General features: G+C 70.2%; 15 protein-coding genes. 3 read left to right on the top strand and 12 right to left on the bottom strand.

Annotated features, from left to right (window positions below; genetic code table 11):
• Positions 1-53 precede the first annotated feature (53 nt).
• The 9 genes from CED_RS11605 to CED_RS24285 form a co-directional block, all read right to left on the bottom strand.
• A complete protein-coding gene (locus CED_RS11605) occupies positions 54-692 on the bottom strand; it encodes a GNAT family N-acetyltransferase (protein ID WP_011438893.1) in 639 nt (212 codons plus the stop codon).
• A 177-nt stretch (positions 693-869) separates the two neighbouring features.
• Positions 870-2,156, bottom strand: coding sequence for an N-acetylmuramoyl-L-alanine amidase (locus CED_RS11600; RefSeq protein ID WP_035910436.1), 1,287 nt, complete (start codon positions 2,154-2,156; stop codon positions 870-872).
• A gap of 363 nt (positions 2,157-2,519) precedes the next feature.
• Positions 2,520-2,846, bottom strand: a complete 327-nt coding sequence (trxA, locus tag CED_RS11595; RefSeq protein WP_035910435.1) for a thioredoxin — start codon at positions 2,844-2,846, stop codon at positions 2,520-2,522.
• A gap of 154 nt (positions 2,847-3,000) precedes the next feature.
• Complete coding sequence (gene trxB, locus CED_RS11590; protein ID WP_035910434.1) at positions 3,001-4,047, bottom strand: thioredoxin-disulfide reductase; 1,047 nt, start codon at positions 4,045-4,047, stop codon at positions 3,001-3,003.
• A gap of 1,680 nt (positions 4,048-5,727) precedes the next feature.
• The gene (locus tag CED_RS23655; RefSeq protein ID WP_023839961.1) at positions 5,728-5,928 is read right to left on the bottom strand and encodes a hypothetical protein; all 201 of its coding nucleotides are present in this window, start codon (positions 5,926-5,928) and stop codon (positions 5,728-5,730) included.
• Positions 5,929-6,030: 102 nt separating this feature from the next.
• Positions 6,031-8,052 carry a protein kinase family protein gene (locus tag CED_RS11580; RefSeq protein WP_035910495.1) on the bottom strand — a complete coding sequence of 674 codons (2,022 nt, stop codon included), beginning with the start codon at positions 8,050-8,052 and terminating at the stop codon, positions 6,031-6,033.
• A gap of 403 nt (positions 8,053-8,455) precedes the next feature.
• Complete coding sequence (gene murJ / locus CED_RS11575) at positions 8,456-10,273, bottom strand: murein biosynthesis integral membrane protein MurJ (RefSeq protein ID WP_369807824.1); 1,818 nt, start codon at positions 10,271-10,273, stop codon at positions 8,456-8,458.
• An 857-nt stretch (positions 10,274-11,130) separates the two neighbouring features.
• Positions 11,131-13,752 carry a DUF6049 family protein gene (locus tag CED_RS11570; RefSeq protein WP_235187035.1) on the bottom strand — a complete coding sequence of 874 codons (2,622 nt, stop codon included), beginning with the start codon at positions 13,750-13,752 and terminating at the stop codon, positions 11,131-11,133.
• A gap of 138 nt (positions 13,753-13,890) precedes the next feature.
• Positions 13,891-14,040 (bottom strand): hypothetical protein, encoded by a 150-nt coding sequence (locus CED_RS24285; RefSeq protein ID WP_023839965.1) that lies wholly within the window; start codon positions 14,038-14,040, stop codon positions 13,891-13,893.
• A 171-nt stretch (positions 14,041-14,211) separates the two neighbouring features.
• Between CED_RS24285 and CED_RS11565 the strand changes: the two genes are divergently transcribed.
• Positions 14,212-15,720, top strand: coding sequence for a CCA tRNA nucleotidyltransferase (locus tag CED_RS11565; protein WP_035910431.1), 1,509 nt, complete (start codon positions 14,212-14,214; stop codon positions 15,718-15,720).
• Here the strand turns inward: CED_RS11565 and CED_RS11560 are convergent.
• From CED_RS11560 to CED_RS11550, 3 genes are all read right to left on the bottom strand, one after another.
• Complete coding sequence (locus CED_RS11560; RefSeq protein ID WP_035910430.1) at positions 15,701-17,071, bottom strand: MFS transporter; 1,371 nt, start codon at positions 17,069-17,071, stop codon at positions 15,701-15,703. The genes CED_RS11565 and CED_RS11560 overlap by 20 nt on opposite strands.
• Positions 17,072-17,231: 160 nt before the next feature.
• A complete protein-coding gene (locus CED_RS11555) occupies positions 17,232-18,305 on the bottom strand; it encodes an inositol-3-phosphate synthase (protein WP_035910429.1) in 1,074 nt (357 codons plus the stop codon).
• A gap of 116 nt (positions 18,306-18,421) precedes the next feature.
• Positions 18,422-19,240 (bottom strand): PadR family transcriptional regulator, encoded by an 819-nt coding sequence (locus CED_RS11550; RefSeq protein ID WP_035910428.1) that lies wholly within the window; start codon positions 19,238-19,240, stop codon positions 18,422-18,424.
• Positions 19,241-19,622: 382 nt separating this feature from the next.
• Between CED_RS11550 and CED_RS11545 the strand changes: the two genes are divergently transcribed.
• Both CED_RS11545 and CED_RS11540 read left to right on the top strand, forming a co-directional pair.
• The gene (locus tag CED_RS11545) at positions 19,623-20,030 is read left to right on the top strand and encodes a DUF5318 family protein (protein ID WP_035910491.1); all 408 of its coding nucleotides are present in this window, start codon (positions 19,623-19,625) and stop codon (positions 20,028-20,030) included.
• Between the two features lie 353 nt (positions 20,031-20,383).
• Positions 20,384-23,581, top strand: coding sequence for a transglycosylase domain-containing protein (locus tag CED_RS11540; protein WP_035910489.1), 3,198 nt, complete (start codon positions 20,384-20,386; stop codon positions 23,579-23,581).
• Positions 23,582-23,596: the final 15 nt, after the last annotated feature.

Raw genomic sequence — 23,596 nt, 5'->3', positions numbered from 1 at the left:
GCCAGATCGCCGTGCTCAGGCCAGATCGCCGTGCTCAGGCCAGATCGCCGTGCTCAGGCCAGATTGCCGGCCTGGCTGACCTTGCGCAGCATGCCCTCCGGCGTCATCGATCCCAGCAGACGTTCCAGGGCGACCTCGACGTCCTCTCGCCAGCTCACCGCGTTCTTCACCTCTAGCCGCAGCCGCGGCCATCGATGATGGGGCCGGACCGTCTTGAAACCGACCGCGAGGAGATAGTCGGCGGGCAGGATGCAGCGGGTACCCGAGTTCTGGAGGTCACCGAACGCTTCCACCGCCTTGAAGCCGCGGCGGATGACGTCCTTNGCGACGGACTGGACGAGGATCCGCCCCAGGCCCTGTCCGGTGAACTCATTGACGATCGACGCTGTCATGAGCAGCACCGCGTCCGGTGAGACCGGGCTGGTGGGAAAGGCCACCGATCGAGGCACGTAGGCCGGCGGAGCGAACATCACGAATCCGGCCGGGACGTTGTCGATATAGGCGATCTTTCCGCAACTTCCCCATTCCAGGAGAGCCAGGGAAACCCACGCCTCCTTCTCGAGGTCGGTGCCGCCGGCCTCCTCCGCGCGGCTCCGGGCCACCGGATCGAGCTCCCAGAAGACGCAGCGGCGGCAGGGTAGAGGGAGATCGTCGATGTTGTCCAGGGTGATGTTCGCGATGCGACGGCTCATCGAAAAGGCGCTCCATGGGTCGGCTACCGGGCCTCCGGCCGCCGAGGTCAACGTCGACGGATGCGGAGGCTGTCACGGAATCAGCCTAGGCTGCCGAGCATGAATCTTCCCCATCGACGCACCGGCCTCGTTTCACGTGAAACGTCAGCCTTGTCGATGGAACGCCTTGGTGGCCGGTCAGGTGCGGCTGGCGAGGCGGGGGNCGTGAAGCTGGCCCGTCGGCGCGTCCTGCTCGGGNGGGNGAAAGAGTCGTTGGGCTGCGGCGAGCACCGCCTCGGCGACGGTTGCCCGGAATGCGGTGGAGCCAAGGGCCTTGGCGTCATGTTCGTTTGTCAGATATCCGAGGTCGAGCCGTACGGCCGGCATCCGGGTCCGCCGAAGCAGGCTCCAGACCTTCGGATGGGTGCGGCAGTCCAGCATGTCGGTCCGGGAGACGATCTCACGGTGGACGAGCTGGGCGAAGCGCTCACCCACGGCGGACGACCCGCGCGCGTTGCCGTAGTAGTAGGCCGACACCCCCTGGGCGCGCGGGGATGGACTGCTGTCGGCGTGCAGCGAGATCAGGAGATCCGCTTCGAGTTCGTTCGCCCGCGCGGCCCGCTCCTCCTCGCTGGGGGACTCGTCCAGGCCGTGGATGAGGTGCGCCCGCAGGCCCGAGTCGAGTAGCCGCGTGGACATCCGAGCGGCGAGGTCGGCCATGAGATCCCGTTCGCACAGGTTGCCGCGGACGATGCCCGGATCGTCGCCACCGTGGCCGGGATCGATGGCGACGACGACTCCGAGCAGCGAGGAGCCGTGGGCCAACAGCCGGACGGACTCCCGCAGCATGTCGGGCCGGCCACCAGTGACCGTGCGCTGCAGGCGTTTGAGCTCGCGCAGGGTGTGTGGCCCGCATTGGCCGTCCGGATCGAGACCCCGGTTGCGCTGGAAGTCGCGGACCGCGGACTCGGTGCGTGGCCCGAAGATCCCATCCGTGCGGCCGACGTCGAAACCCATGTTGAACAGGCGTTCCTGGAGCGCCGCCACGTCATCGCCGACAAAAGGGTACGCGGGGCTGTGGTAGAGCAGACGGTCGCCGAGCTTGTGGCGTGCCTCCTCCAAGGCACGCGCCGTGTCCGGACCGAGTATCCCGTCGGCGGACAGCCCCCGGCTCTGCTGAAAGGCGCGCAGCGCGTTGTCGAGATCTCGGTCGAACCGATCGGCCGGCTCGGCCGGCTCGGCCGGAACACCGCCGAGAGTACCGTCGACAGCCGGGACCCGCGTGCCCTGGGACGGTTCCGCGGCGGAGGTAACACCTCTATCCGGGGCGCTCTTATCCGGAGCGCTCTTACCTGGGTCACCCTTACCTGGGCCGGCCGGATCCCGGCTCTGCCGGGGCGTCACGGGAAGAAAACCAAGATAGGTCAGGGCCGCCCGAACCTCGGCAACGGCGGAACCTTGGTCTCCCAGACGCAGCAGCTTCACCGATGCATACCTTTCAGCTCGCCTGCCCAACGTGCCCCTGGCGAAACCCGGTGCCCCTGGCGAAACCCGATGGTCGGGGCCACCGCGTCGACGAATGANGCGCCGACGGCCGATTGCTGAATCTCAAGCCTAGGGCATGCCCGTGCGGTCTCGACCGGCCGCGAACCGAATCCTCCAGTATTGACCGTGCGTGACCGGGCCGCCGTGATACTCCCCCGATGCTCGTGACGGCGGGAGAAAGTTCCCGGTCCGCACGTGGTATCCGGTTGTCGTGGGCGAACCGGCGCGGACCGGTCCGGGAACGACGTCGGCCCGCCGGGATCACACCCGGCGGGCCGACGGTGGAACGACCGCGNGACGAGATCAGATGTAGGCCGAGAGGTCACGCAGCAGGGCGGCCTTCGGCTTCGCGCCGACGATGCTCTTGTCGATCACGCCCTTGACGAACACAGCCATGGTCGGGATCGACATGATCTGGTAGTTCCGGGCGGTCTCCGGGTTCTCGTCGATGTTCAGCTTGACGACCCGGAGCTTCTCGCCATGCTCCTTGGCGATCTCCTCCAAGACGGGTGCGACCATCTTGCAAGGGCCGCACCACTCGGCCCAGAAGTCCACCAGGACCGGCTTGTCGCTCTCCAGCACCTCGGTCACGAAGGTGCTGTCGGTCACGGGGGTGGTGGAACCTGCCATGTTGTTCTCCCTGATGGATGATCTTTTGGTGGACGGGTAGGCGATCAACAGGCCGGTGGTGGCCCGCGGACGGCGCCCGAACGGCCTTCGGACAGCCGGGTCGGGCAGGCCTGCTCCGGCGCCGCCTGATCGGCCGCCCGGACAGATGCCCGGATCAGGCGGGTTGCGGCGTCGGGGTCACGACCCGGGGAGCCACGGTGGTCACCTCGCCCGGACCCTCCCCGGCGGCGATGAAGCGCTCCGCGTCGAGCGCGGCGGCGCAGCCNGTGCCGGCTGCGGTGATGGCCTGGCGGTAGGTGTGGTCGACCACGTCGCCACAGGCGAAGACCCCGTCCAGGTTCGTCTTCGTGGTCGGGTGCGCGACCGAGATGTAGCCGGCGTCGTCGAGGTCGAGCTGACCACGGACGAGTTCGGTACGCGGAAGGTGACCGATAGCGACGAACAGTCCGGTGACCGGAAGATCCTTCGCTTCACCGGTGACGGTGTCGCGCAGCCGGACGCCGGTGAGCTTGTCCGCGCCCAGGAGCTCGGTGACCTCGGCGTTCCACCGGAACCGGATCTTCTCGTTGGCGAAGGCCCGCTCCTGCATGATCGCGCTGGCCCGGAGTTTGTCCCGCCGGTGGATCACCGTCACCGAGCGGGCGAAGCGGGTCAGGAAGGTCGCCTCCTCCATCGCCGAGTCGCCCCCGCCAACCACCGCGATGTCCTGATCCCGGAAGAAGAAGCCGTCGCAGGTCGCACAGGCGGAGACCCCGCGGCCGAGCAACCGCTCCTCGTGCTCGACGCCGAGCATGCGGTAGGCCGAACCNGTGGCGACGATGACCGTGCGGGCGAGGTAGGTCCTGTCCTCGATCTTGACGACCTTTGGGTTCGCCGCGAGGTCGAGCTCGGTCACGTCGTCGGCCACCAGCTCGGCTCCGAACCGCTCCGCCTGCCGTCGCAGGTTCTCCATCAGCTCCGGACCCTGGATGCCGTCCGGAAACCCAGGAAAGTTCTCCACCTCGGTGGTGTTCATGAGCGCTCCGCCGGCCGATACCGCGCCCTCGAACACGAGTGGCCGTAGGTTGGCCCGGGCGGTGTAGACAGCGGCCGTGTACCCTGCCGGGCCCGAACCGACGATGACGACATCGCGTATGTCGTCATCGCCGTCGAGCTGGCTGCTGCGGCCGGTGACATCCTGGCCGTCCTCCTGGGCTGTCACACCCGCTCCTTTCACGCTACGGGATCCCTGTGAGCCGGGTGGGCCCTCGCCGGTACCTGTCGCCCCGGCTTCATCCGAGTTCCTCGTTCATCGGTCCGTCCATGGAGACGGTGTCCGACAGCGACAACCGTCTCCGCGGGCATCTGATTCCATCCGCGCCCGCCACCGGTGCGCGCCACGGCTGGGCTCCCGGCCCCGCGATGCGTCAACCACCACCTCAATGCCGCAGCGTGGACACGCTGTACCACGGCGCGGTGGAGACGGTGGTGACGCCGCAGTGGGCGTCGACGACCAGCACCCTGGCCACCGCCGGTTGCATGGGCACGGAGAGCACGATCAACAGCGCCGGCTGGTCGTTGTAGACGACGCGGTCGACAGCGAGGATTGTGCCACCCGTCTGCGCCGTCAGGCTCTGGTAGCACGGACGCAGGTCAGGGGTGTCCAGCACCGAGCGCAACCGGTCGACGTCCACCGTCGCAGGGGTCGTCGTGCGGCCGGCCGCCGCGGGCGCGGACGGCACGAGCGGCAGCGCCGCGGACCCTGGGATCCGGCCGGCCAGCAGTTCCCGGCCGTGCCGCACGACGTCCGAGGGAGCGACGCTCGTCTGCGAGAGCGCCATCACGGTAAGGGGAACGGAGCTGGCGGAGCCGTATTCGGCCACCACCGAGCCGCCGGCCGGGCCGGAGCTGTCTACGGGGTTGGACGCCGCCACCCTGTGATCGACGTTGGCGCTCCGCAGACCGTGGTACACGAAGATCGCCGCTCCGANGGTGATGAAGGCGATGCAGACCGCCACGATGGACACCCAGTCCCGTCGGGGGCGCGCACCCGGCGTACCTGGAGTACCCGGCGTACCTGGAGTACCCGGACGGCTCCGCGGATCCCGGTGCCAGGCCGGCTGGCGGTCTGTGAGCCCAGCCCCCGCCTGACCTCGGCCGGGTCGCCTTGGCCCGTTGCCACTCGCCGCCCGCCCACCGGTGCCAGCGCCTACGGCACCGGCACGCCCCGTGTCATCCCCCGTATCGGTGTGGACGGCCTCGGTATCCCCCATGAGGGGTTCCGTGCCGGTGACCCCGGCGGCTCCCGCGGTGCCGACGAAGCCGGAGCTCGCGGGCCCCGGACCGGTCGGCGCGGCCGGGTTCCGGCCCGGTCCCGGCCGAGAGGGAGCAGGTGCGTGGGCCGCCAGCGCAGCCTGGAGGCGTTCGGCCACCTCGCCGGGCATCGTCAGGGTCGCCAGGCGGGAGAGGTCCGTACGGACCCTGCGCAGGGCGACCATCGACTCCTGGCATGAGACGCAGCCCTCGATATGCTCGCGGACGGAGCGGGGGAGCGGCTCTCCGTCCGTGAAGGCGTCCAGCAGCTCGGCGTCCGGGTGATGCCCGTGCGTGCGCAAGCGGCGACCCGCCGGGAAGGGACCGGAGGGAGCCGCCGGTTGACGTCGGTCCCCCGCAGGCTCAGTCGCCATTGCTGATCNCCTCCTTCGGCAGATCCGGATGGCGTCGGCCGCGCCCGCGGGGCCGCGGCCGACGGGCCGACCTCGGGTAACGGGCTGCCGCCCCGGTGAGCCCGCCGCATCCTGGTGTCTTCCTTCTGAGACGGTGGGCGAAGCCGCCGGGTTCCCTGGCTGGGGGGGATCCAGCAGGACGGCGAGCTGCGCGCGGCCGCGCGAGCGCCGGCTTTTCACCGTCCCGACCGGAACTCCCGGCAGCCCCGCCGCCTCGGCGACGGGTCCCCTGCCACGTCCACCAGCGCCACGGCGGTCCGCAACCCGGGCGTCAGCCAGTCAAGCGCCTCCTCGACGCCCAGGGGCGGGTCATGCTCGGCGACGCACTCGCCGGGATCGGCCGGATCACGAATATGGCCTTTCGGGGTAGTCGTCATGGGCAGCGTCGGGCGGGCGGTACGGCGGCGCGGTCCAGCTCGGCGTCGGGGGCGGTCACCAGGACCTCGGCGGGNGGACCGCGACTCCTAACTGTCCTCCCGTCAGGACCGGAACGTGATCTCCGCGATCGACCCGCGGTACTGCCCGGCGTTCGACGGCAGCGAGGTCAGCCACAGCACCCAGTACTGCGAGGGGTTCACGTCCGACGACATCGGCAGGACCACCGTGCCGCTGGCGCCTGACTTCTGGGCGACCACGCGGTCGAAGCCGTCGAGCGAATCNGACAGCCTGTCGCCGCTGCGCAGCTCGAACGACACCGGACCCAGGCTGCCGACCGTCACGGTGACCGAGGTGGGCAGGATCTTCTGCGGAAACGCCATGCGCAGCCCGACACCCGACTTGAGGTTGCCGAACGTCGCGCTGGTGTAGTTGCTCGTCGTCCACTCCGTCGACGTGTTCCCGTCGAATGCCTTGCCGACATCCGCCGGTTTCTCGGTTTTGGGTTCACCCGCAGGTGCGAGCGGGTCGAAGGAGTCCGTGCTGCTCGGCTTGAGGATGGTTCCGGTGGGGGTTGCCGGCACCGTGGTCGAGGTGCCGGGTTTGGGGGTGTTGTTCTTTCCGCCGTCGTCACGCAGGGCGATCACGGCGACCACCGCGATCGCGACGACCACCACCAGAGCGATCCACGGCACGGCCCGTCCCAGCGACGGCCCGCCGCGGCGCTTCGGGCCGGAACCAGGCGGGTAGCGGTCGGATCCCGCCGGGTAACCGCCACCCCCGGCGGGATAGCCGCGGTCGTCGTATCCGCCGCGGTCGTCGTATCCGCCGCGGTCGTCGTATCCGCCGCGGCCGTAGCCGGTCCCGCCAGCGCGCGACCCGCGGGGGCCTTCCACCCGGGTGTCGTACCGGGCGTACCGGGCGTCCCGGGCCTGGGCGGGGCCGGGGTAGCCGGCCGTGTCGGCATAGCGGCCCTGCGCCGGGTAATTCCCCGGCGCGAGGTAGTCCGAGGAGGCGAAGGCGTCCACATCCATCGCCTCGGTGCTGGGCGGGGCGTCGCTTAGGCTCATCAACCCGGTGTCGAGCACGGCGTCCACCGGGTTGATCGACTCCAGCTCCTCGACCAGGTCGGCCGCCGTGGTGATGGGCGCTCCGACCCGGTCGTCGCCGAGGGTGGCCATGGTGATGGCGTCGAGATCACGCGGAACTGACGAGGCGATCTGTCGGGGAGTCCGCAGCCGGCCGCCCGAGGTGGGTGCGGTGGGCAGACCGTGGTCCCCGCCAAGGGGCCAGTAACCGGTGAGCCCGGCATACAGCAGGCCACCGAGCGCCCGGACGTCGGCCGCGGCGATCAGGTCGGGATTCACCGCCGTGGCGTCGGAGCCGCCGCCCGCGCGGTCGGCCGTGCCTGGGCCGGAACCGTCGTCCCCGCCGATCCCACTCTGGTCGGGCTGCCTGCCGTGCCCGTCGAGCTCCGTCGCGGGGAGGGAACCGTCGAGTTCCGCGAGCNCCCCGCCGATCTCCAGGTCGATGACCTTGACGGTGCCGTGGCTGGAGACGATGACGTCACCGGGGTTCAGGTCACCGTGATGGATGCCGCGCTCGTGTGCCGCGGCGATGACTCGGGCCGCTGCGAGCACCACGGCGCCGGCCTGCTCCGGGCGTAGCGGCCCGTCGGTGGAAAGCTGACGCAGCGTTTTGCCGTCCACCCATTCCGAGACGACGTAGGAGATGCGTCGGGACTCGGCCGTGGTAGTGGTGGCGTCGTAGGTCGAGGCGGCCCCGGGATGCACCAGCCGACCGGAGTTGATCGCCGCGGTGAGAAGCCGACGGGCCGCCTGCTCCTGCGCCGGATCCGTGACCGGCCCGCCGCCGCCCGCGGACGCGGGGCCGTGCTCGACGATGCGCACCGCCACCGGTCGGGCGAGCACCTTGTCGTCGCCTCGCCAGAGGGTGACGGGCCCACGGGTCGTCAATGCGGAGAGTAGACGGTAGCGGCGGTCGAGCACGGACTCGGCGAGGATGGCGGNGCCGGNGGGNGGNGNCGCACCCCNGACTCCGGGNGCGTTCGGGTTCACGTCGTTATCGACGTCCCCGGCCTGCGGTCGGTTGCTTCCGTCGACCACAGCGCCTCCGTCGTCCACGGGCCCGGCGTCCATAATCCGCCGTCGGCTTCCCTACCTCACCCGGGCAGGGGTTCCGCCCAGCGTGCCGCCACCGTAGGCGGACACCCGGGTACCCTCCGTCGCTCTGACCAGCCGCCTCGATGAACGAAGCGACGAGCGGGAGGCTGCGCCTGGTTCACCGGCGACGTTGGGTGGGGCCCGCGCACAGCGTGTCCAGTGTACGAGGAGGTCAGGAGGATCTCGCGAATGTCTTGGGACAACCCGCCCATGTGTACCGACTGTGACGATCGGCGAGCCGATTCTTCCGGTGACGTGCGAGGATGCCCCGAGAGCAACGACGACGAGGATCTTCCTGGTGCCGGCGGGATCGTCTCGGCTGGCCCGTAGGTGCCATCACCGCCGGTCAGTCGCGTTGCGATGACCGTCCCGGCGGTCGGGGCAGCCGGCCGCCGAGTCGTCCGTTCACCTCCGCCAGCAGGGCGTTGATCTCGTGTATCCCCGTCCGGGTGCCGACCGCGAGGAAGAGCCCGCCTCCCACGGCCGCGGCGAGCACCACCGCGATCCCGGAACCAAGCCACCCCTCACCCACGACCGCGCGGACACCTCGGGCGAGAAGCGACGCGAGGACGGCGCCGATCCCGGCCGAGATCGCAACCCGGGTGATGACCCGCACGGTGCGATTGCCATCGATTCCCCCGAGCCGCCGGTGCAACAGGGCGCTCGTCGCAGCGAGGCCCATCAGGTAGGCGGTGGCGAAGGAGAGCGCCAGCGCGACGGCCCGGTGCTCCTCGGGCACGACCACGGTGAGGACCAGGGCACCGATGACGTTCACCGCCACGACCCCGATGTTGACCAGGGCCGGGGTGCGACTGTCCTGGTAGGCGTAGAACACCCGTAGCTGCACCTGGAACAGAGAGAACGGCACGAGGGCCAGGGCGAAGGCGCTGAGGGTGTCGCCGATGTCCACAGCGTCGCCGTAGCCGGTCGCGCCGTGATGGAACACGGCGACGGCGATCGGCCGGCCCAGGGCGAGGATGAACAGGGCGGCGGGCACGATCGCGGTGATCGTGATCCGGGTTGCCATCGAGATGTCGGCCCGCACCAGGTCGCTGCGCCCCTGGGCGGCGTGCCCGCTCATCCTCGGCAACAGCGCGGTGATGACCGAGACGCCGATGATGGCGTACGGGAGCTGGAAGATCTGGTATCCGTACGTGTAGATCGTGTAGGCGGTCGTCGCCGTCGACAGGTTGACGATCACCAGATAGCCGGCCTGGCTGATCACGACGAACAGCAGCGTCCACCCCGCCAGCCGGGCCGTCGAGCGCAGTTCGGGATGCCGCATGTCCAACCGCGGCCGGTAGTGGAAACCGACCTTGCGCAGCGAGGGGAGCAGTGCGAGGGTCATGACGACGACGCCCAGCGTCGTCCCGGCGCAGAGCACCGTCACCTGAGTGTCGGTGATGGCCTTCGGCCCGTCCACACCCGGCGGGCGCGGCCCCGCGATGAAATAGGTGAAGCCCAGACAGGTGACGATGACCAGCAGGTTGTTCAGGATCGGGGCGAACATGGGCGCGGTGAACGACTGTCTGACGTTGAGGATCGCCCCGATCGTCGCGCCTACCCCGTAGAAGACGATCTGCGGCAGGAACCACCGCAGCATCGTGGCGGCGAGCGCCCGCTCGTCGGAGCCGGCGTGCAGGTAGAGACTGATGATCCACGGGGCGATCAGCATGCCCACTGCCACGACGGCCCCGAGGCCGAGGATCATGAGTGTGAGCAGCGACGACGCGAACGCGTCCCCCCCGTCGGGATCCTCCTTCGCGGTGCGGACCATGACCGNCACCACGACGCTCGTGAGGACGCCGCCGAGGAGCAGGTCGTAGAGGATGTTCGGCGTGGTGTTGGCGACGTTGTAGGCCTGGCTCACCGCACCGGTCCCGATCGCCGCGGCGATCGCGACGGTCCGCAGGAACCCGGATGCCCGGGAGACGATCGTGCCGATCGCCATGGTTCCACTGGCCCGGCCGAGGCCGAGGCCGGGCCCGGCCTCGGCCGGGCTGCCGGCCTGCATGGTTGCGCTGCCGCGCCGCGCCGTTGTGCTGTCGCGCCGCGCCGTTGTGCTGTCGCGCCGCGCCGTTGTGCTGCCGTGCGGCGCCGTGCCGGTGTCTCGTCGGGCCGGTTCGGGGGGGATGCGGCGGACGTTGCTGCGAGGAAGTGCCACCGTCGGCCTGGACTCGCTCAAGGACGGCCGACGGCGCTCGTCGCCGTCCCGACGGGAACGGTCGGCTCGGGTGCGTCGCTCCNGACGCGCCGCAGGCTCTGGGCGGTCTGGGGTGTCCCGCCATGAGGATCGTCCGATGGGGATGACAGGGCCGACCCCGGGCGGGGTCGGCAGCCGGCTCGTCCGCCCGTCGTCCAGCGGCGGGGNGCCGCGTTGCGATCGTTCCGGTATGCGTGGCCCCGGCGGGGGNCCTCCTTCCGACGGAGGCGGCACATGGGGAGGCGGCGGTGGTGGGCCCGACGTGGCGGGAAGCTTCCGGGTCTGCTCGCCGGCGGTCATGCGCGGAGCGCCGGGAGCGGGGAGGCGGTCTGCGGATCGCGGATACCGCTCGTCGCGGGAGCTCGCGGGATCGTCATGGCGCGGGTCCGGGTGGCGCGGGCCGTCATAGCGCGCGCCGTCGTACCGTGGGTCGCCCTGCCGCCGGTCTTCATGGCGTGGCGCGTCGAACCGTGGCGCGTCGAACCGTGGCGCGTCGAACCGTGGCGCGCCACGGCGTCCGTCCGGGTCGACAGGATGGTCCCGTTCCGGATGGTCCCGTTCGGAGTGCCGGGGCCGGCGCGCGAGTCCCCGGTCCGGATCTGGCTGCTCCGGACGGGTCTGCCAGGGATAACCGGGATACGACTGGTCCGGGGGGAACCGGGCCGGGCGTTCGGCCGCCGGGTAGCCGTCCTCGTCGCAGTACCCGACATCGGGTGGGTCCCGGTCCGACGGTCCACCGCCGGTACCGCGATCACGCCGGGGGTCGGTAGCACCCCTGCGATGCCGGGCCCCAGGCCGGCCCTCCTCCTCGACCGGCGTCATGGGCCGCTCCGTCGCCGTCGGAAGGGAGCTGTGGCCGCCGAGTCGCCGGTGTCCTCCTGGCTGTCGAGGCCGTGGCGAAGGGTGTCTCGGTCCTGGTCGTCATAGCGCCGGACGGCCGTCCGTACCACCGGCGTCGTCGTAGTCGAGGTGGCGGCTTCGCGCTCGTCGTCGCCACTATGCCGGGTCGAGACCGAGGCGGCGGGGGTGAGCGGACCGGCGGGGGTGAGCGGACCGGCGGGGGTGAGCGGACCGGCGGGGGCGACCGGATCGACCTGGTTCACCTGGTTCACCTGGTTCACCGGGTAGAGCGGGGCAGTCGGCCCGGTCATAGCCTCGTGCGGACCCGCCGGTCTACCCAGGTCGTCCTCGGCCCCACGCAGGCGGGCCCGTAGCCGTCGCGCCAGGCGGATGATGACCGCCAGGAGCAGCACGCCGATGGCACCGATGGTGATCGCGGTCGCGATGGCGCCGTAGACGGTGGATCGGACGAGAACCCGGTTCGGTGGTTCCTTGGACAGCGCCTGCCCGTCGAGGTTGAGTTTGCGGATCTCGAGGGGAAACGTTCCCGCGCCTTCGGCCTCCATCCCGATCTCGACCTGAGCCTTCTGCCCTGGGGGAAGGCGGAGTGTCTGCCGGGCTGGCGAGCGCAGCCGGGACCGGTTGGTCGAAGAGAAGGCGAGCACCACAGTGACCTCGTATTGGGTGTTGTTCTCCAAGGTGATCGGGACCAGCCCACGTTTGCTCGTCAGGTTGACGCTGCNGGAGGCCACCACCTGGATTCCGTTGCGGATCGCGGACGCCTCCCCGTCCACCTGCTGGCTCAACGACACNCCGTCANCCCTGCGGTCTCCCCGCCACGCGGCGGAGGCCGCCGTGACAAGCGCGTTCTTCATCGGGTTGATGAGCTGCAGCTGGCACCTGGGACCGCGCCTGGGTGGGCACAGCACGGGGCTCAGGGCCTGCACCTCGTCGAGGACGTCCTCGACGGCGGTGAGGTAGTTGGCCGGCAGTTCGCGGGCCTGTGCCTCGGCCGGGTAGACGAGCCGGCCCGGCCGGTCGGCCGGCCGGCCCTGGCCCCCGGCACCTGCGTCGAGTCCCACCGAGGTGGAGTAGCCGCTGGTGAGGGTGTCGAGTACCGACCGTGCCCAGTCGCTCGGCGGATCCCAGTCCCGGGGCAGCGCCAGGACCTGGAACCGTTGCTCGGGTCGTTCGGCGGTGATCATGCCGAGCTCGGCCCGCAGGCGTGCCAGGGCCGTCCCGAAGTCGGGACCGTCGGGCAGCCCGGTGTAGGCGGTTGCGATCCTGGTGAGCCGGCGGTCGGCCGCGAGCGCCTGGATCGGTCCGGCCGAGGTGGCGAGGCTGACGGTCGCTGACGGAGTATAGGTGATCTTCGTCGCGGGGGGTAGCAGCTGGTCATCGAGGATCACGGTCCCGACCTCCAGCTGGCGCAGTACGTCCACGGTGGTGGCGTCCGCCGACCCGTCGGCAGGGTATGCGATGGTGCCCTTCTGTAGAGGGGCACGCCCCAACAGTTGGGCCAGCACAACTTCGCCAGTCTTGACGGCGTACTTCATCGTGTCCAGCTTCCGGGCGTGGACGAGCGCGGTCAGATCGGCATCCCCGTAGGGCAGCGCGAACACCATGCCTCCGTGCTCGGCGAAGCGCACGATGTCGGAGAGAAAAAGGGCCGCATCGGCGTTCGCCTGCGCATGAACGGGCCCGCCCGGGGTGGCGTAGTCGTAGCCGCCCGGCTGCGCCATGATGGTCAGCGCCTGCACCAGGGTCGGATCGACGGCGAGCGTGACCGGCGGCGCGGCGGCGGTCAGCAGCCGGGACAGCCGGCCGCCCGGCTTCACCTCGTCCGCGAGCGCGTTGTCGGTCAGCCTGCCGTCCGAGCGCAGGCGCGGCTGATCTGCGATCGGCAGGACCGCTGCGATCGGCGTCCTCGGCTGCTGCGGATTCGGCGCCCAGACCAGGAAGGTGTAGGCCGCGCCGATCGGTGCCACGGCGCGGCCCCCGACGGAGCCGGTAATCCGTAGCTGGATCGGGTACACCCCCAGGCTCGGCGGCAGGTCCAGCGCGGCGCGATCGGTGGCGATCCGGAAGGGCACGGGCGCGGCACCCTGGGTGGGCGGGGCGGCCAGCGGCTGGGTGCCGTCGCCGTTCGCGAGGACCACCTGGCGGTAGCTGCGTGTTCTCGCCGTGGCCGGGTCATCGGTCAGGGTGGCCAGCTGCCCGCGTGAGGTCACCCTGGCGCCTATCCACAGGCTCATGGAGAGGTGGGCCAGCGGCTCCCCGACCGTGGTGATGAGCTGGCCGCTGACGGAGAGCATGGTCGAGCCCCCCGGGGTGGGGGGACTTACCTCATCCAGATCGATCGTCACCGGGTTCGGCGAACCACCGGGCCTGGCTGCCGTGTTATCCGGAGTGATAGATGGCAAATTATTCGATTTATCGGTGGATGAAGATGCGGAAGATCGTGGTGTTCTTGTAGATGAACCGTGGTGGGTAACCGGTTCGACGAGGACTCCCCCGGCCGACGCGGGGGCCGAAGCCGAAGCCGAGGCCGCGCAGACCCCGGGCACGGCCACGGCGAACAGGGCCAGCGCCGCGAGCATCGCCGCCCAACGAGGTCCACGACGGCGCCGCCCGGGTCCCTTCTCACGCATCGTCACAGCCTGTCCCGCTCATCCGAACAGCCTGTCTCACTCATCCGAAGTCTGTCGATGCGGTCGTGTGGTCATGCGGTCGTGTGGTCATGCGGTCGTAGTCAGCAGGGTGGGCACCTCGTGGATCAGGCGGCGTTCATCGGCGTACGCGAGGCTGCCGGTCACCTGGGTCAACAGCACCCACTCCGCCGCCCGGCGCAACGGCGCGCGACCGGTGGTGGAGGTCGGCGGCGGCATGGGTTGATCGTACGAGCCCCCGGCGACCAGCCGGCCCGCCTGTCCGGAACGCCGGGGTTACGGCTTGGTTCCGCTAGGCCCTCCCCGGTTGGACGCCGAGAAATCATGATCATTGTTTCGGGTCCACGTGCCGGATCACCGGCGGTGAGGCCGTAACCTGAAGGTGTGTCAGTGATCAGTCTGGACAATCCGCGAGACTCGGCCGAACGGGTGGTGAGTGAGCTGTTGAGGGTGCCGCCGGCCGCCGATGAGCTTGGCCGCGTCTTCACCGCGAACGGCTACCTCCTTCACCTCGTCGGTGGTTCGGTACGGGACGCCCTGCTCGGCAGGCCGGCATCCGCTGTGTCCGGGGCCGTACCGGCCGATCTCGACTTTGCCACGGACGCCCGCCCCGAGCGGGTTCTGGAGATCACCCGAGGATGGGCGGAGGCGACCTGGGAGGCCGGAATCGCCTTCGGCACGGTCGGGCTCGCTCGGCACGGTGTCCGGTTCGAGATCACTACCTACCGTAGCGAGGCGTACGACCGGAAGTCCCGCAATCCGGCCGTGACCTACGGCGACAGCCTGGAGGCGGACCTGTCCCGGCGGGACTTCACCGTGAATGCGATGGCGGTGTCCGTGCCCGGCCATGACTTCGTCGACCTGTTCGGCGGGATGGCAGATCTCGCCCGCGGCGTGCTGCGTACCCCCGCAAGCCCCGAGGCGTCGTTCGACGACGACCCGCTGCGCATCCTGCGGGCCGCCAGGTTCGAGGCGGCCCTGGGCCTCACCCCGGTACCCGAGCTGGTCGCGGCGATGCGCTCGCGGGCCGATCGGCTCGCGGTCGTCTCCCCCGAGCGGATCCGCGACGAACTGCGCAAGCTCATGTCGGCTCCCGACCCGGTCGCCGGTCTGGAGCGGTTGGTCGAGGTCGGGATCGCCGACATCGTGCTGCCCGAGGTGTCCGCCATGCGGATGGAGATCGACGAGCACCACCAGCACAAGGACGTCTACGCCCACACCATGACGGTGCTGCGTCAGGCGATGACCCTGGAGGAGCNGGGGGAGCNGGACGNGGTGCTGCGCNGGGCCGCGCTGCTGCATGACATCGGCAAGCCGCGGACCCGCCGGCACATGACGGGTGGGCGGGTGTCCTTCCACCACCATGAGGTCGTCGGCCGGGACATGGCCCGCCGCCGGCTCGCGGCGCTGCACTTCCCCAAGGACGTGACTGACGCGGTCTGCCGGCTTGTCTACCTGCACCTGCGCTTCCACGGATACGGGGCGGGCGAGTGGACCGACGCCGCCGTACGCCGCTACGTGCACGACGCGGGTCCTCAGCTCTCCCGGCTGCACAAGCTGGTCCGCTCGGACTGTACGACCCGCAACCGGCGCAAGGCCGCGGCGTTGTCCCGGACGTACGACTCGCTCGAGGAGCGGATCGCCGAGCTCGCCGCGCGCGAGGAGATCGCCGCGATCCGGCCGGAGCTTTCCGGGGACGACATCATGGTGCTGCTGGGGCTGCCACCGTCCCGGTTGGTGGGCCAGGCCCGGTCGCACATGCTGGAGTTCCGCTTCGAGCACGGGATCGTCGGCCGGGAGGCCGCCGAGGCCGAACTGTTCCGGTGGGCCCGGGAGCACGAGGTGCCCGTCCCCGGTGATGCGCCCGTCCCCGGTGAGCTCACGCCTCGGCGGGGGTGACGGGCCTGGGCTGACCGTCCGGGCCAGGGCGGTCAGCCGGTCGTGCCGATCCGGGCTCGCCGATGTGACGGATGATCCGGTCTTCCGGATGGCGGTGGGCGGCCCGGTAGTACAGGATCCCGGCGAGCGCGTAGCCGGCCCCGGCTACCAGGACCACCGGAACGGACCGGCCCTCGTCCGGCAGGACCACGGCGGCCACCGCCGCGGCCNCCACGAAGGCGACATTGAACAGCAGGTCGTAGAGCGAGAAGGCGCGACCGCGGTAGGCGTCGTCGGTCTCCTCCTGCACGATGGTGTCCACGCAGATCTTGCTGGCCTGTGCGGAAAACCCGAGCAACGCTCCCGCGACGATGAACAGCGTCGAGGAGAAGGGTAGCCCGAGCGCGACCTCGACGACCCCGCCGAGTACCAGGACGAGGGCGATCCAGCTCGACTTCGGCATGCGCCGCGTGACGCGGGGAGTCGCGAGCGCGGCGCTGATCGTGCCGGCTCCACTGGCGGCGACGACGGCGGCGAGTCCCGCGAGCCCGCCTTCCGAGCCGGTGAAGTAGTTGCGATACAGCAACACCGTCATCACGAGGATCAGGCCGTAGGCGGCCCGCGAGGTGGTGAGGGCGGCGAGCGCCCGCCGGGCCGGCCCGTGGTTCACCAGATAGCGGGCGCCGTCGAGCATGTCGGCGACGACCTGGGTGGTCTGCGCCCAGGCGCCCTGCCAGGCCATCGTCTCCAGCGGACCGAAGTCGCTCCGCCCCGCCCGCGCCGCGGTGGCGGCGGCTACAAGGTAGGTGAGAGCCGCCAGAGCGGCGACGAACGCCACCGCCCCGTCCTCGCCGCCGATCAGCCCGCGCAGTCCGCTGCCGACACCGGCTCCGGCGAGCGTCGCGACGGTGCCGGAGGTGACGGACAAGGCGTTCGCCGTGACAAGCCGGTCGAGGCCGACCACGACCGGGAGCCCGGCGGACAGCGCCGCCAGCACGAAGCGGTTCATGCTCACCGAAGCCAGTGCCACCGCGTAGAAGTCGAGGCCCGTCTGGCCGGTGGCGATCAGAGCGACCAGGATGCCCATCAACAGCATCCGGACGAGTGAGCAGACCACCAGAACCCGCTGGCGGGACACGCGATCGAGCACGATGCCGGCGAAGGGTCCGATGACGCTGAACGGCAGCACAACGATCGCGAGCGACGCGGCCAGGGCCGCCGCTGAGGTCGCCCGTTCGGGAGAGAACAGCACATAGCTGACGAGGCTCGCCTGGAAGACGCCGTCGGCGGCCTGGGAGGTGAGCCTGGACGCGTAGAGCATCCGGAACCCACGATCGTGCAGCAGCTCACGAAGGTTCTCCGCCCGGGCCACGTCGTCAGCCTAGGACCAGACTGGTCGGCTCGGGGCACAAGGTCCGGCCGCCCCCCTCCGGGCGGCCGGACCTTGTGTTTCCGACCGGGTCCGCTGGCCGGCCGATCCGACGAGGAGGACCCGACGAGAAAGATGAGGACGACGAGGAATCAGCCCTCGATCAGCCCTCGTCGCGGATGAACGCCTCCACCCGGTCCCGGGCCTCGTTGTCGCGGTACTGCTCCGGCGGGGACTTCATGAAGTAGGAGGAGGCGGAGAGGACCGGGCCGCCGATGCCCCGGTCGAGTGCGATCTTGGCGCAGCGCACCGCGTCGATGACCACCCCGGCGCTGTTGGGGGAGTCCCATACCTCAAGCTTGTACTCGAGGTTCAGCGGCACGTCGCCGAAGGCACGTCCCTCGAGGCGGACATAGGCCCACTTGCGGTCGTCCAGCCAGGCGACGTAGTCCGACGGCCCGATGTGCACGTTGTCCTTGCCGAGGTCGTGGGAGACTTGGGAGGTCACGGCCTGCGTCTTGGAGATCTTCTTGGACTCCNGCCGCTCGCGTTCCAACATGTTCTTGAAGTCCATGTTGCCGCCGACGTTGAGCTGCATGGTCCGATCCAGGATCACGCCGCGGTCCTCGAAGAGCTTCGCCAGAACCCGGTGGGTGATGGTCGCGCCGACCTGTGACTTGATGTCGTCGCCGACGATCGGCACGCCTGCCGCGCGGAACTTCTCCGCCCACTCGGGCACCCCGGCAATGAACACCGGCAGGCAGTTGATGAAGGCGACGCCGGCGTCGATGGCGCACTGGGCGTAGAACTTCGCGGCGTCCTCGGAGCCGACCGGCAGGTAGCAGACGAGTACGTCGGCACGGGTCTCCCGCAGGGTTGCGACGACGTCAACCGGCGGTTCGTCCGACTCCTCGATGGTCTCCCGGTAGTAGCGGCCGAGGCCGTCGAGGGTGTGGCCGCGGCCGACGGTGACCCCGAGTGGGGGGACGTCCGCGATCTTGATGGTGTTGTTCTCGCTGGCGGCGATGGCCTCGGAGAGGTCGCGGCCGACTTTCTTCGCGTCCACGTCGAACGCGGCGACGAATGTCAGGTCCGAGACGTGGTACTCGCCCAGCCGCACGTGCATCAGCCCGGGGACCCGGGCTGACGGGTCGGCATCGCGGTAGTACTCGATCCCCTGGACCAGCGAGACAGCGCAGTTGCCTACGCCGACAATGGCGACACGTACCGAGCCCATGATGGTCTGCTCCTTAGCTGAGATCTTCGTGGAAGTGGGTCATATGGGGCACGCAGCTCCGCCGCGGCATTCCCGATCATGCTGGTNGGGAACAGGGACCCGCTACGGGATGACGTTCATCGGGTGGTCGGGACCTCGCCGTCGGGGTCCTGGCCGGCTGTCCGCGGGGCCCGCCTGCTCCGGCCACGCCTGTTCACGTTCACGTTCAGGTGCGCGTCGCCGTCGGCAGGCGTGCCGCCATCCCGTGCGCGCGGGTCGTCCTGGCGGTCCGCCTGCGCCGGAGGGCTTCCCGGCCCGCTTGGGCGGGCTGGTTCGACGACGGGTACCCCCGGCTGCACGGATCCTGTGGACGGGGTTGTGGGCAAACCTGTGGATCCTGTGGACAACTGTGGTCCCTGGGTGCCGACGGGGGTGCCGGCGCGTTCGGTCTCGATCAGCTCGTTCAGCCAGCGGACCTCACGTTCGACCGATTCCAGGCCGTGGCGCTGCAACTCGAGTGTGTAGGAGTCGAAACGCTCGACGGTCCGGGTCAGGGCCGATCGAACCTTCTCCCGGCGCTCCTCGAGCCGCCCGCGGCGACCTTCGAGGATGCGGAGGCGGACAGCGGCGTCCGTCTTCGAGAAGAAGGCGAAGCGCACGCCGAACATCTCGTCTTCCCAGGACGACGGTCCGCCCTCGCCCAGCAGGTCCGCGAGCTTCTCCTTGCCCTCGCCCGTCAAGGTGTAGNCGNCCCGACTGCGCCCGCCGAGACGGCTCGCGGCGCCGACGTCGTCCGCGGTGACGTAGCCGGCGGACGCGAGACGACGCAGACAGGGATAGAGCGAGCCGTAGCTGAACCGGTGGAACGCGCCGAGGAGCGCCGCGAGCCGTTTGCGCAGTTCATAGCCGTGCATAGGGCTCTCGGAGAGCAGGGCGAGGACCGCCAGCTCCAGCATGATCCACCCCTTCTCGACCGTGATGCCCCGTGATGCCCCGTGATGCCCTGCCGACCGTTCCGCGGGCCGTGGTGGACCACGGCCCGCGGAACGGTCAGCTCGACATATCGGAGCGATACATCGAGGATAGACGTCGCGGGACGAGCACCGCAACCAGGAATGACCAGTCGGCGACCGGGAGATGACAGATAGGCGCCCTGCCGGTGCATCCCGACCCCTGCCGGACCATCGGTCCCGCGCGGCCAGATCCCGGTGCGGGCGGGCTCACACTGTCATCCGGATCACAGTCGGGATGTGGAGCTGGGAGACCGGTTTGGCGGCTGTGCGGACCGTCTGTGCGGACCGTCTGTCTGGAAGCCGGCTCCGGCGTACCGTTGCTGGCATGCGTCCGCGGTCGGTCATCGACTACGCGCTCGCCCGCCGGGCGACGCTGGCGGATCTCTTCGCGGGCAGGATCTCGTCGTTGGATGTCTGCGACGCGCATCCTTATCTGCTGCGGGCGGCCAGGTACCACGGTGAGCGGACCACGAAGCGATGCCCGGTCTGCCGAGGCGGCGATCCGCTCATCCATGTCACCTACGCCTACGGCGACGAGCTCGGGGAGAGCTCCGGGCGGGTTCGCACCACCAGGGAGCTCTCCGCGCTCGCGTCGAGGTACAGCGAGCTGCGGATCTATGTGGTGGAGGTGTGTCCGCCCTGTGGCTGGAACCACCTGGTCACTTCTTATGTGATCGGGACGGGGGAGCCGAGGGCGAAGAAGCAGATCCGGCGGCGGACCGCGGACCGCTGACGGCTGGTCGTCCCCGAGAGGCGCAAAGGACGCCCTGCGCGAGGGGGCGGAATTCGGCGTGAGACCCTGGTCTGCCATGTGGGTCTCATGGCAGGTCCTGGCGTCGCATCCGCCATGGGCTGACCTCGTCACAGCCTCGCCGGGTGAATGCGGCGAGTGAGCGAACATCACGTAGTCGGCCCCGGTCCGATGGTGGACCGGTGGTCGCCGGGATCGTGCACGGTCCGGGCCGAGACGGGCCGGTTCTGTAGATCCTGTGGAAATCGGACCTTCGGTGATGGTTGGGGGCGCCGGCCCGTCTCCTGNGGCGGTCCGGATACCGGGGAGTCCCGCGGCGACGGATGGAGCGGTTGGTGAGCTCTCCCTACGATCAGGGCTCTAGTCGGGGTGGTCCTGCACCTGACCGAGCATGGCCTAACCCGGACGGCCAGTCCCGGGTACCCCCGGACCGGGTACCCCCGGACCGCGCCCGGCGGCCGGAGCAGGCCAGGCCCGGCCAGGCCCAGCCCGGCCAGGCCCAGCCAGGCCAGGCCCGGGCAGGCCAGGCCCGGGCAGGCCAGGCCCGGGCAGGCCAGGCCCAGGGACGCCGGCTGGTGCCGCCGACGGGCCGGCCCACCGGCGGGAGAGGGGAACGCACCGCTCTCGTGCCACCCGCGGCTCCCTCCGCCGCGGCGAGGACGAACACGCCGCCGGACGGTGGGACCGGTCGGGGTGCCGGTGCCACCGTCGGGGGGTGGGTGCCGGACCGTGGCATCGGGAAGTCCGACGCGCCCGGCCGTGAACCGTCCAGCGCTCGTCCCGGCATGCCCGTCGGCGAGGCGACCGGTCGTCGCCGAGGCGGCGGCGCGCCCTCCGGTCGGGCGACCCCCACCCGGCGGGTTCCCGGCCGTGGGTTCTCCGATCGGACCGCCTCTGACCGCGGCGTCCCCGATCGTGGGCCGGACCAACCGGCAGACCGGACAGCCGGCGAGGTCAACACCCTGTACGACACCGTCGACCAGGAAGCCCTACGACGGGTCGATGTCCGGGAACGCACCGTGGACGCCACCGTTTACCACAAGGTGATGCCGGAGCGGGACTCCCGGAATGGCCGCCGCAACGGTGTGTCGGACCGCGACCGCATGACCGAGGTGACGCCCGCTCAGCGGGTGGCCGGTCGGCGCGACCTCACCCGCGCCACCGAACTGATGGCCGTCCGGAGCCGGGCACGGGAGGGAGACGGATCGGCCGCTACCCGCCGGATGGCGGGTGGGCGACCGGGCGCGGATNGGATCGAGCCCCGCCGGACCGGTCCAGGCCGGCCCGGTCCAGGCCGGGCCGGCCCGGGCCGATCCTCCCGGGCGGAGATGGGTGTCCCGGGCGGGGCGGGAGGACCCGGGCGCCGCAACGGGAAGGCCCCCCGGCCGGGCCAGGGGCGACACGGCCCGATGTGGTGGCGACGGCGCCCGCGCTGGCTGCGCCGTCTGGTCTTCGCCAGCTTCTTCTCCGGTCTTCTCCTGTTCGCCGCCGGCATCGGCGTCATCTACGCGGCGACCCGGGTCCCGCTGCCTGCCGAGGTGAAGACGGACCAGACGTCGATCATCTTCTACGGACCGCCGGCCGGCTCGCACCAGGACAACGGTGAGGAGCTTGCCCGGATCGGCACCGTGAACCGCACCGACGTGCCGCTCGCCGAAGTGTCCGTGGACATGCAGCACGCGGTGCTCGCGGCCGAGGACAAGAACTTCTATCACGAACCCGGTATCTCTCCCAAGGGCATTGCCCGGGCGCTCTACGTGAACGTCACCGGCGGGGAGCTGCAGGGNGGTTCGACCATCACCCAGCAGTACGCCAAGAACGCGTACCTGTCGCAGGAGCGGACCTTCACCCGCAAGATGCGCGAGATCGTGCTCGCGGTGAAGCTGGGCCAGAAGTACTCCAAGGGACAGATCCTGGAGTTCTACCTGAATACGATCTACTTCGGCCGGGGCGCCTACGGTATCGAAGCGGCGGCGAAAGCCTACTTCAACACCTCGGCCGCCAAACTCACCCCCGCCCAGGGGGCGGTCATCGCGGGCCTGATCCGATCACCCAACTACCTCGACCCGGCCAAGAACCCGGGTCCGGCGGCGAACCGCTGGCACGACGTGGTCGCGACGATGGTCGNCGAGGGCTGGGCTCCGCCGGGGCTCGCCCAGCAGAGCCCCCCACCCGTGGCCGCGAAGGCGCAGGACGCCGCCGCCTCGTCCGACCAGATCGCGTACATCCGCGATCAGGTCAAACGTGAGCTTACGACCGTCGGGAAGATCACCGAGGATCAGATCAACCGCGGTGGACTGCGCATCACGACCACGATCGACAAGGGGCGGCAGTTCAAGGCCTTCCAGGCGGTGAGCGACGTGCTGGGCCCGGCGTACGCCGCCGTGCCGGATCTGCGTACCGGGCTCACCGCGATAGAACCCGGGACCGGCAGGATCCTCGCCTGGTACGGCGGGTCGCTCTACGGCAAGGACGCACAGGGCCACGAGCAGTACGTCGACAACGTGTCAGGGGCGCAGGTGCAGTCCGCCTCCACCTTCAAGACGATCACTCTGGTCGCCGCGTTGCGTCAGAACATCAACCTCAAGTCGACCTTCGCCGCTCCCGCCAAGATCACACTGCCGGGGAATTACGTGGTCAGCAACGACGAGGGTGAGGCGGGCGATCTCGGATACAAGAACCTCATCGAGGCGACGGCGGGCTCCATCAACACGGTGTACGTACCGCTGGGGCAGAACATCGGCGTCTCGAACATCATCAAGACCGCGCGCGACCTTGGCATCCCGGCCAGTACCCAGCTGCGCAACGAAGCGGGTATCACGCTGGGCCAGGACGACGTGCACGCGGTGGATATGACCACGGTCTACGCGACCCTCGCCGGCGCCGGAGTGCGGGCCACACCGCACATCGTGGACAAGGTGGTCGACGGCAACGGGCAGGTGATCTATTCGGGTNCCCCGGATGTGAAGCAGGTCATCCCGGCCACGGTGGCCCGCGACGCCACGTACGCCCTGCAGAGCGTGTTGACGGATTCGAGTGGCACCGGAAAGCGGGCCCGGCTGGACGGCGGGCGGGAGGCCGCCGGCAAGACCGGGACGTCGACCAACTTCCGGTCGGCCTGGTTCTGCGGGTACACCAGGGAACTCGCGTCCTGCGTGAACATGTTCCGGGGCAAGGGCACCGAGCAGGATGTGCTGAAGGGCATTCCCGGCGCCGAGAAGGGCGTCTACGGGGGTACCTACCCGGCCAAGGTGTGGAAGGCGTTCATGGACGCCGCGCTGACGGGGGTGCCGCCGTCGAAGTTCGATCCGCCGGCCTTCGGTGGCCTCGTGCAGGATAACGAGCCCGAGCCGACTCCCACACCCACCCCGGCGCCGAGCGCCTCATCGAGCCAGCCCGGCGATACCGGCGTCAACCTGGGCGATCTCCTGAACCCCAGTGGCAACGGCAACGGCGGTGGTCAGCAGCAGGGTGCCGGCCAGGCGGGCCGGCCGGCTCGACAGACGGGGATCTTCTCCGACCCGTTCAACTGACCGGGAGGNCGAGTT

The organism is Frankia sp. CeD, assembly GCF_000732115.1.
Taxonomy (GTDB): domain Bacteria; phylum Actinomycetota; class Actinomycetes; order Frankiales; family Frankiaceae; genus Frankia; species Frankia casuarinae.
The sequence above is the reverse complement of the archived record's forward strand: the minus strand, read 5'-3'. Positions and strand labels throughout refer to the sequence as shown.

Excerpts from the sequence above, each read along its gene's own strand:
- trxA (WP_035910435.1), bottom strand. The coding sequence starts at position 2,846 with ATGGCAGGTTCCACCACCCCCGTGACCGACAGCACCTTCGTGACCGAG.
- CED_RS23655 (WP_023839961.1), bottom strand. The coding sequence starts at position 5,928 with ATGACGACTACCCCGAAAGGCCATATTCGTGATCCGGCCGATCCCGGC.
- CED_RS24285 (WP_023839965.1), bottom strand. The coding sequence starts at position 14,040 with ATGCCGCCGCCGACCTCCACCACCGGTCGCGCGCCGTTGCGCCGGGCG.
- CED_RS11545 (WP_035910491.1), top strand. The coding sequence starts at position 19,623 with ATGCGTCCGCGGTCGGTCATCGACTACGCGCTCGCCCGCCGGGCGACG.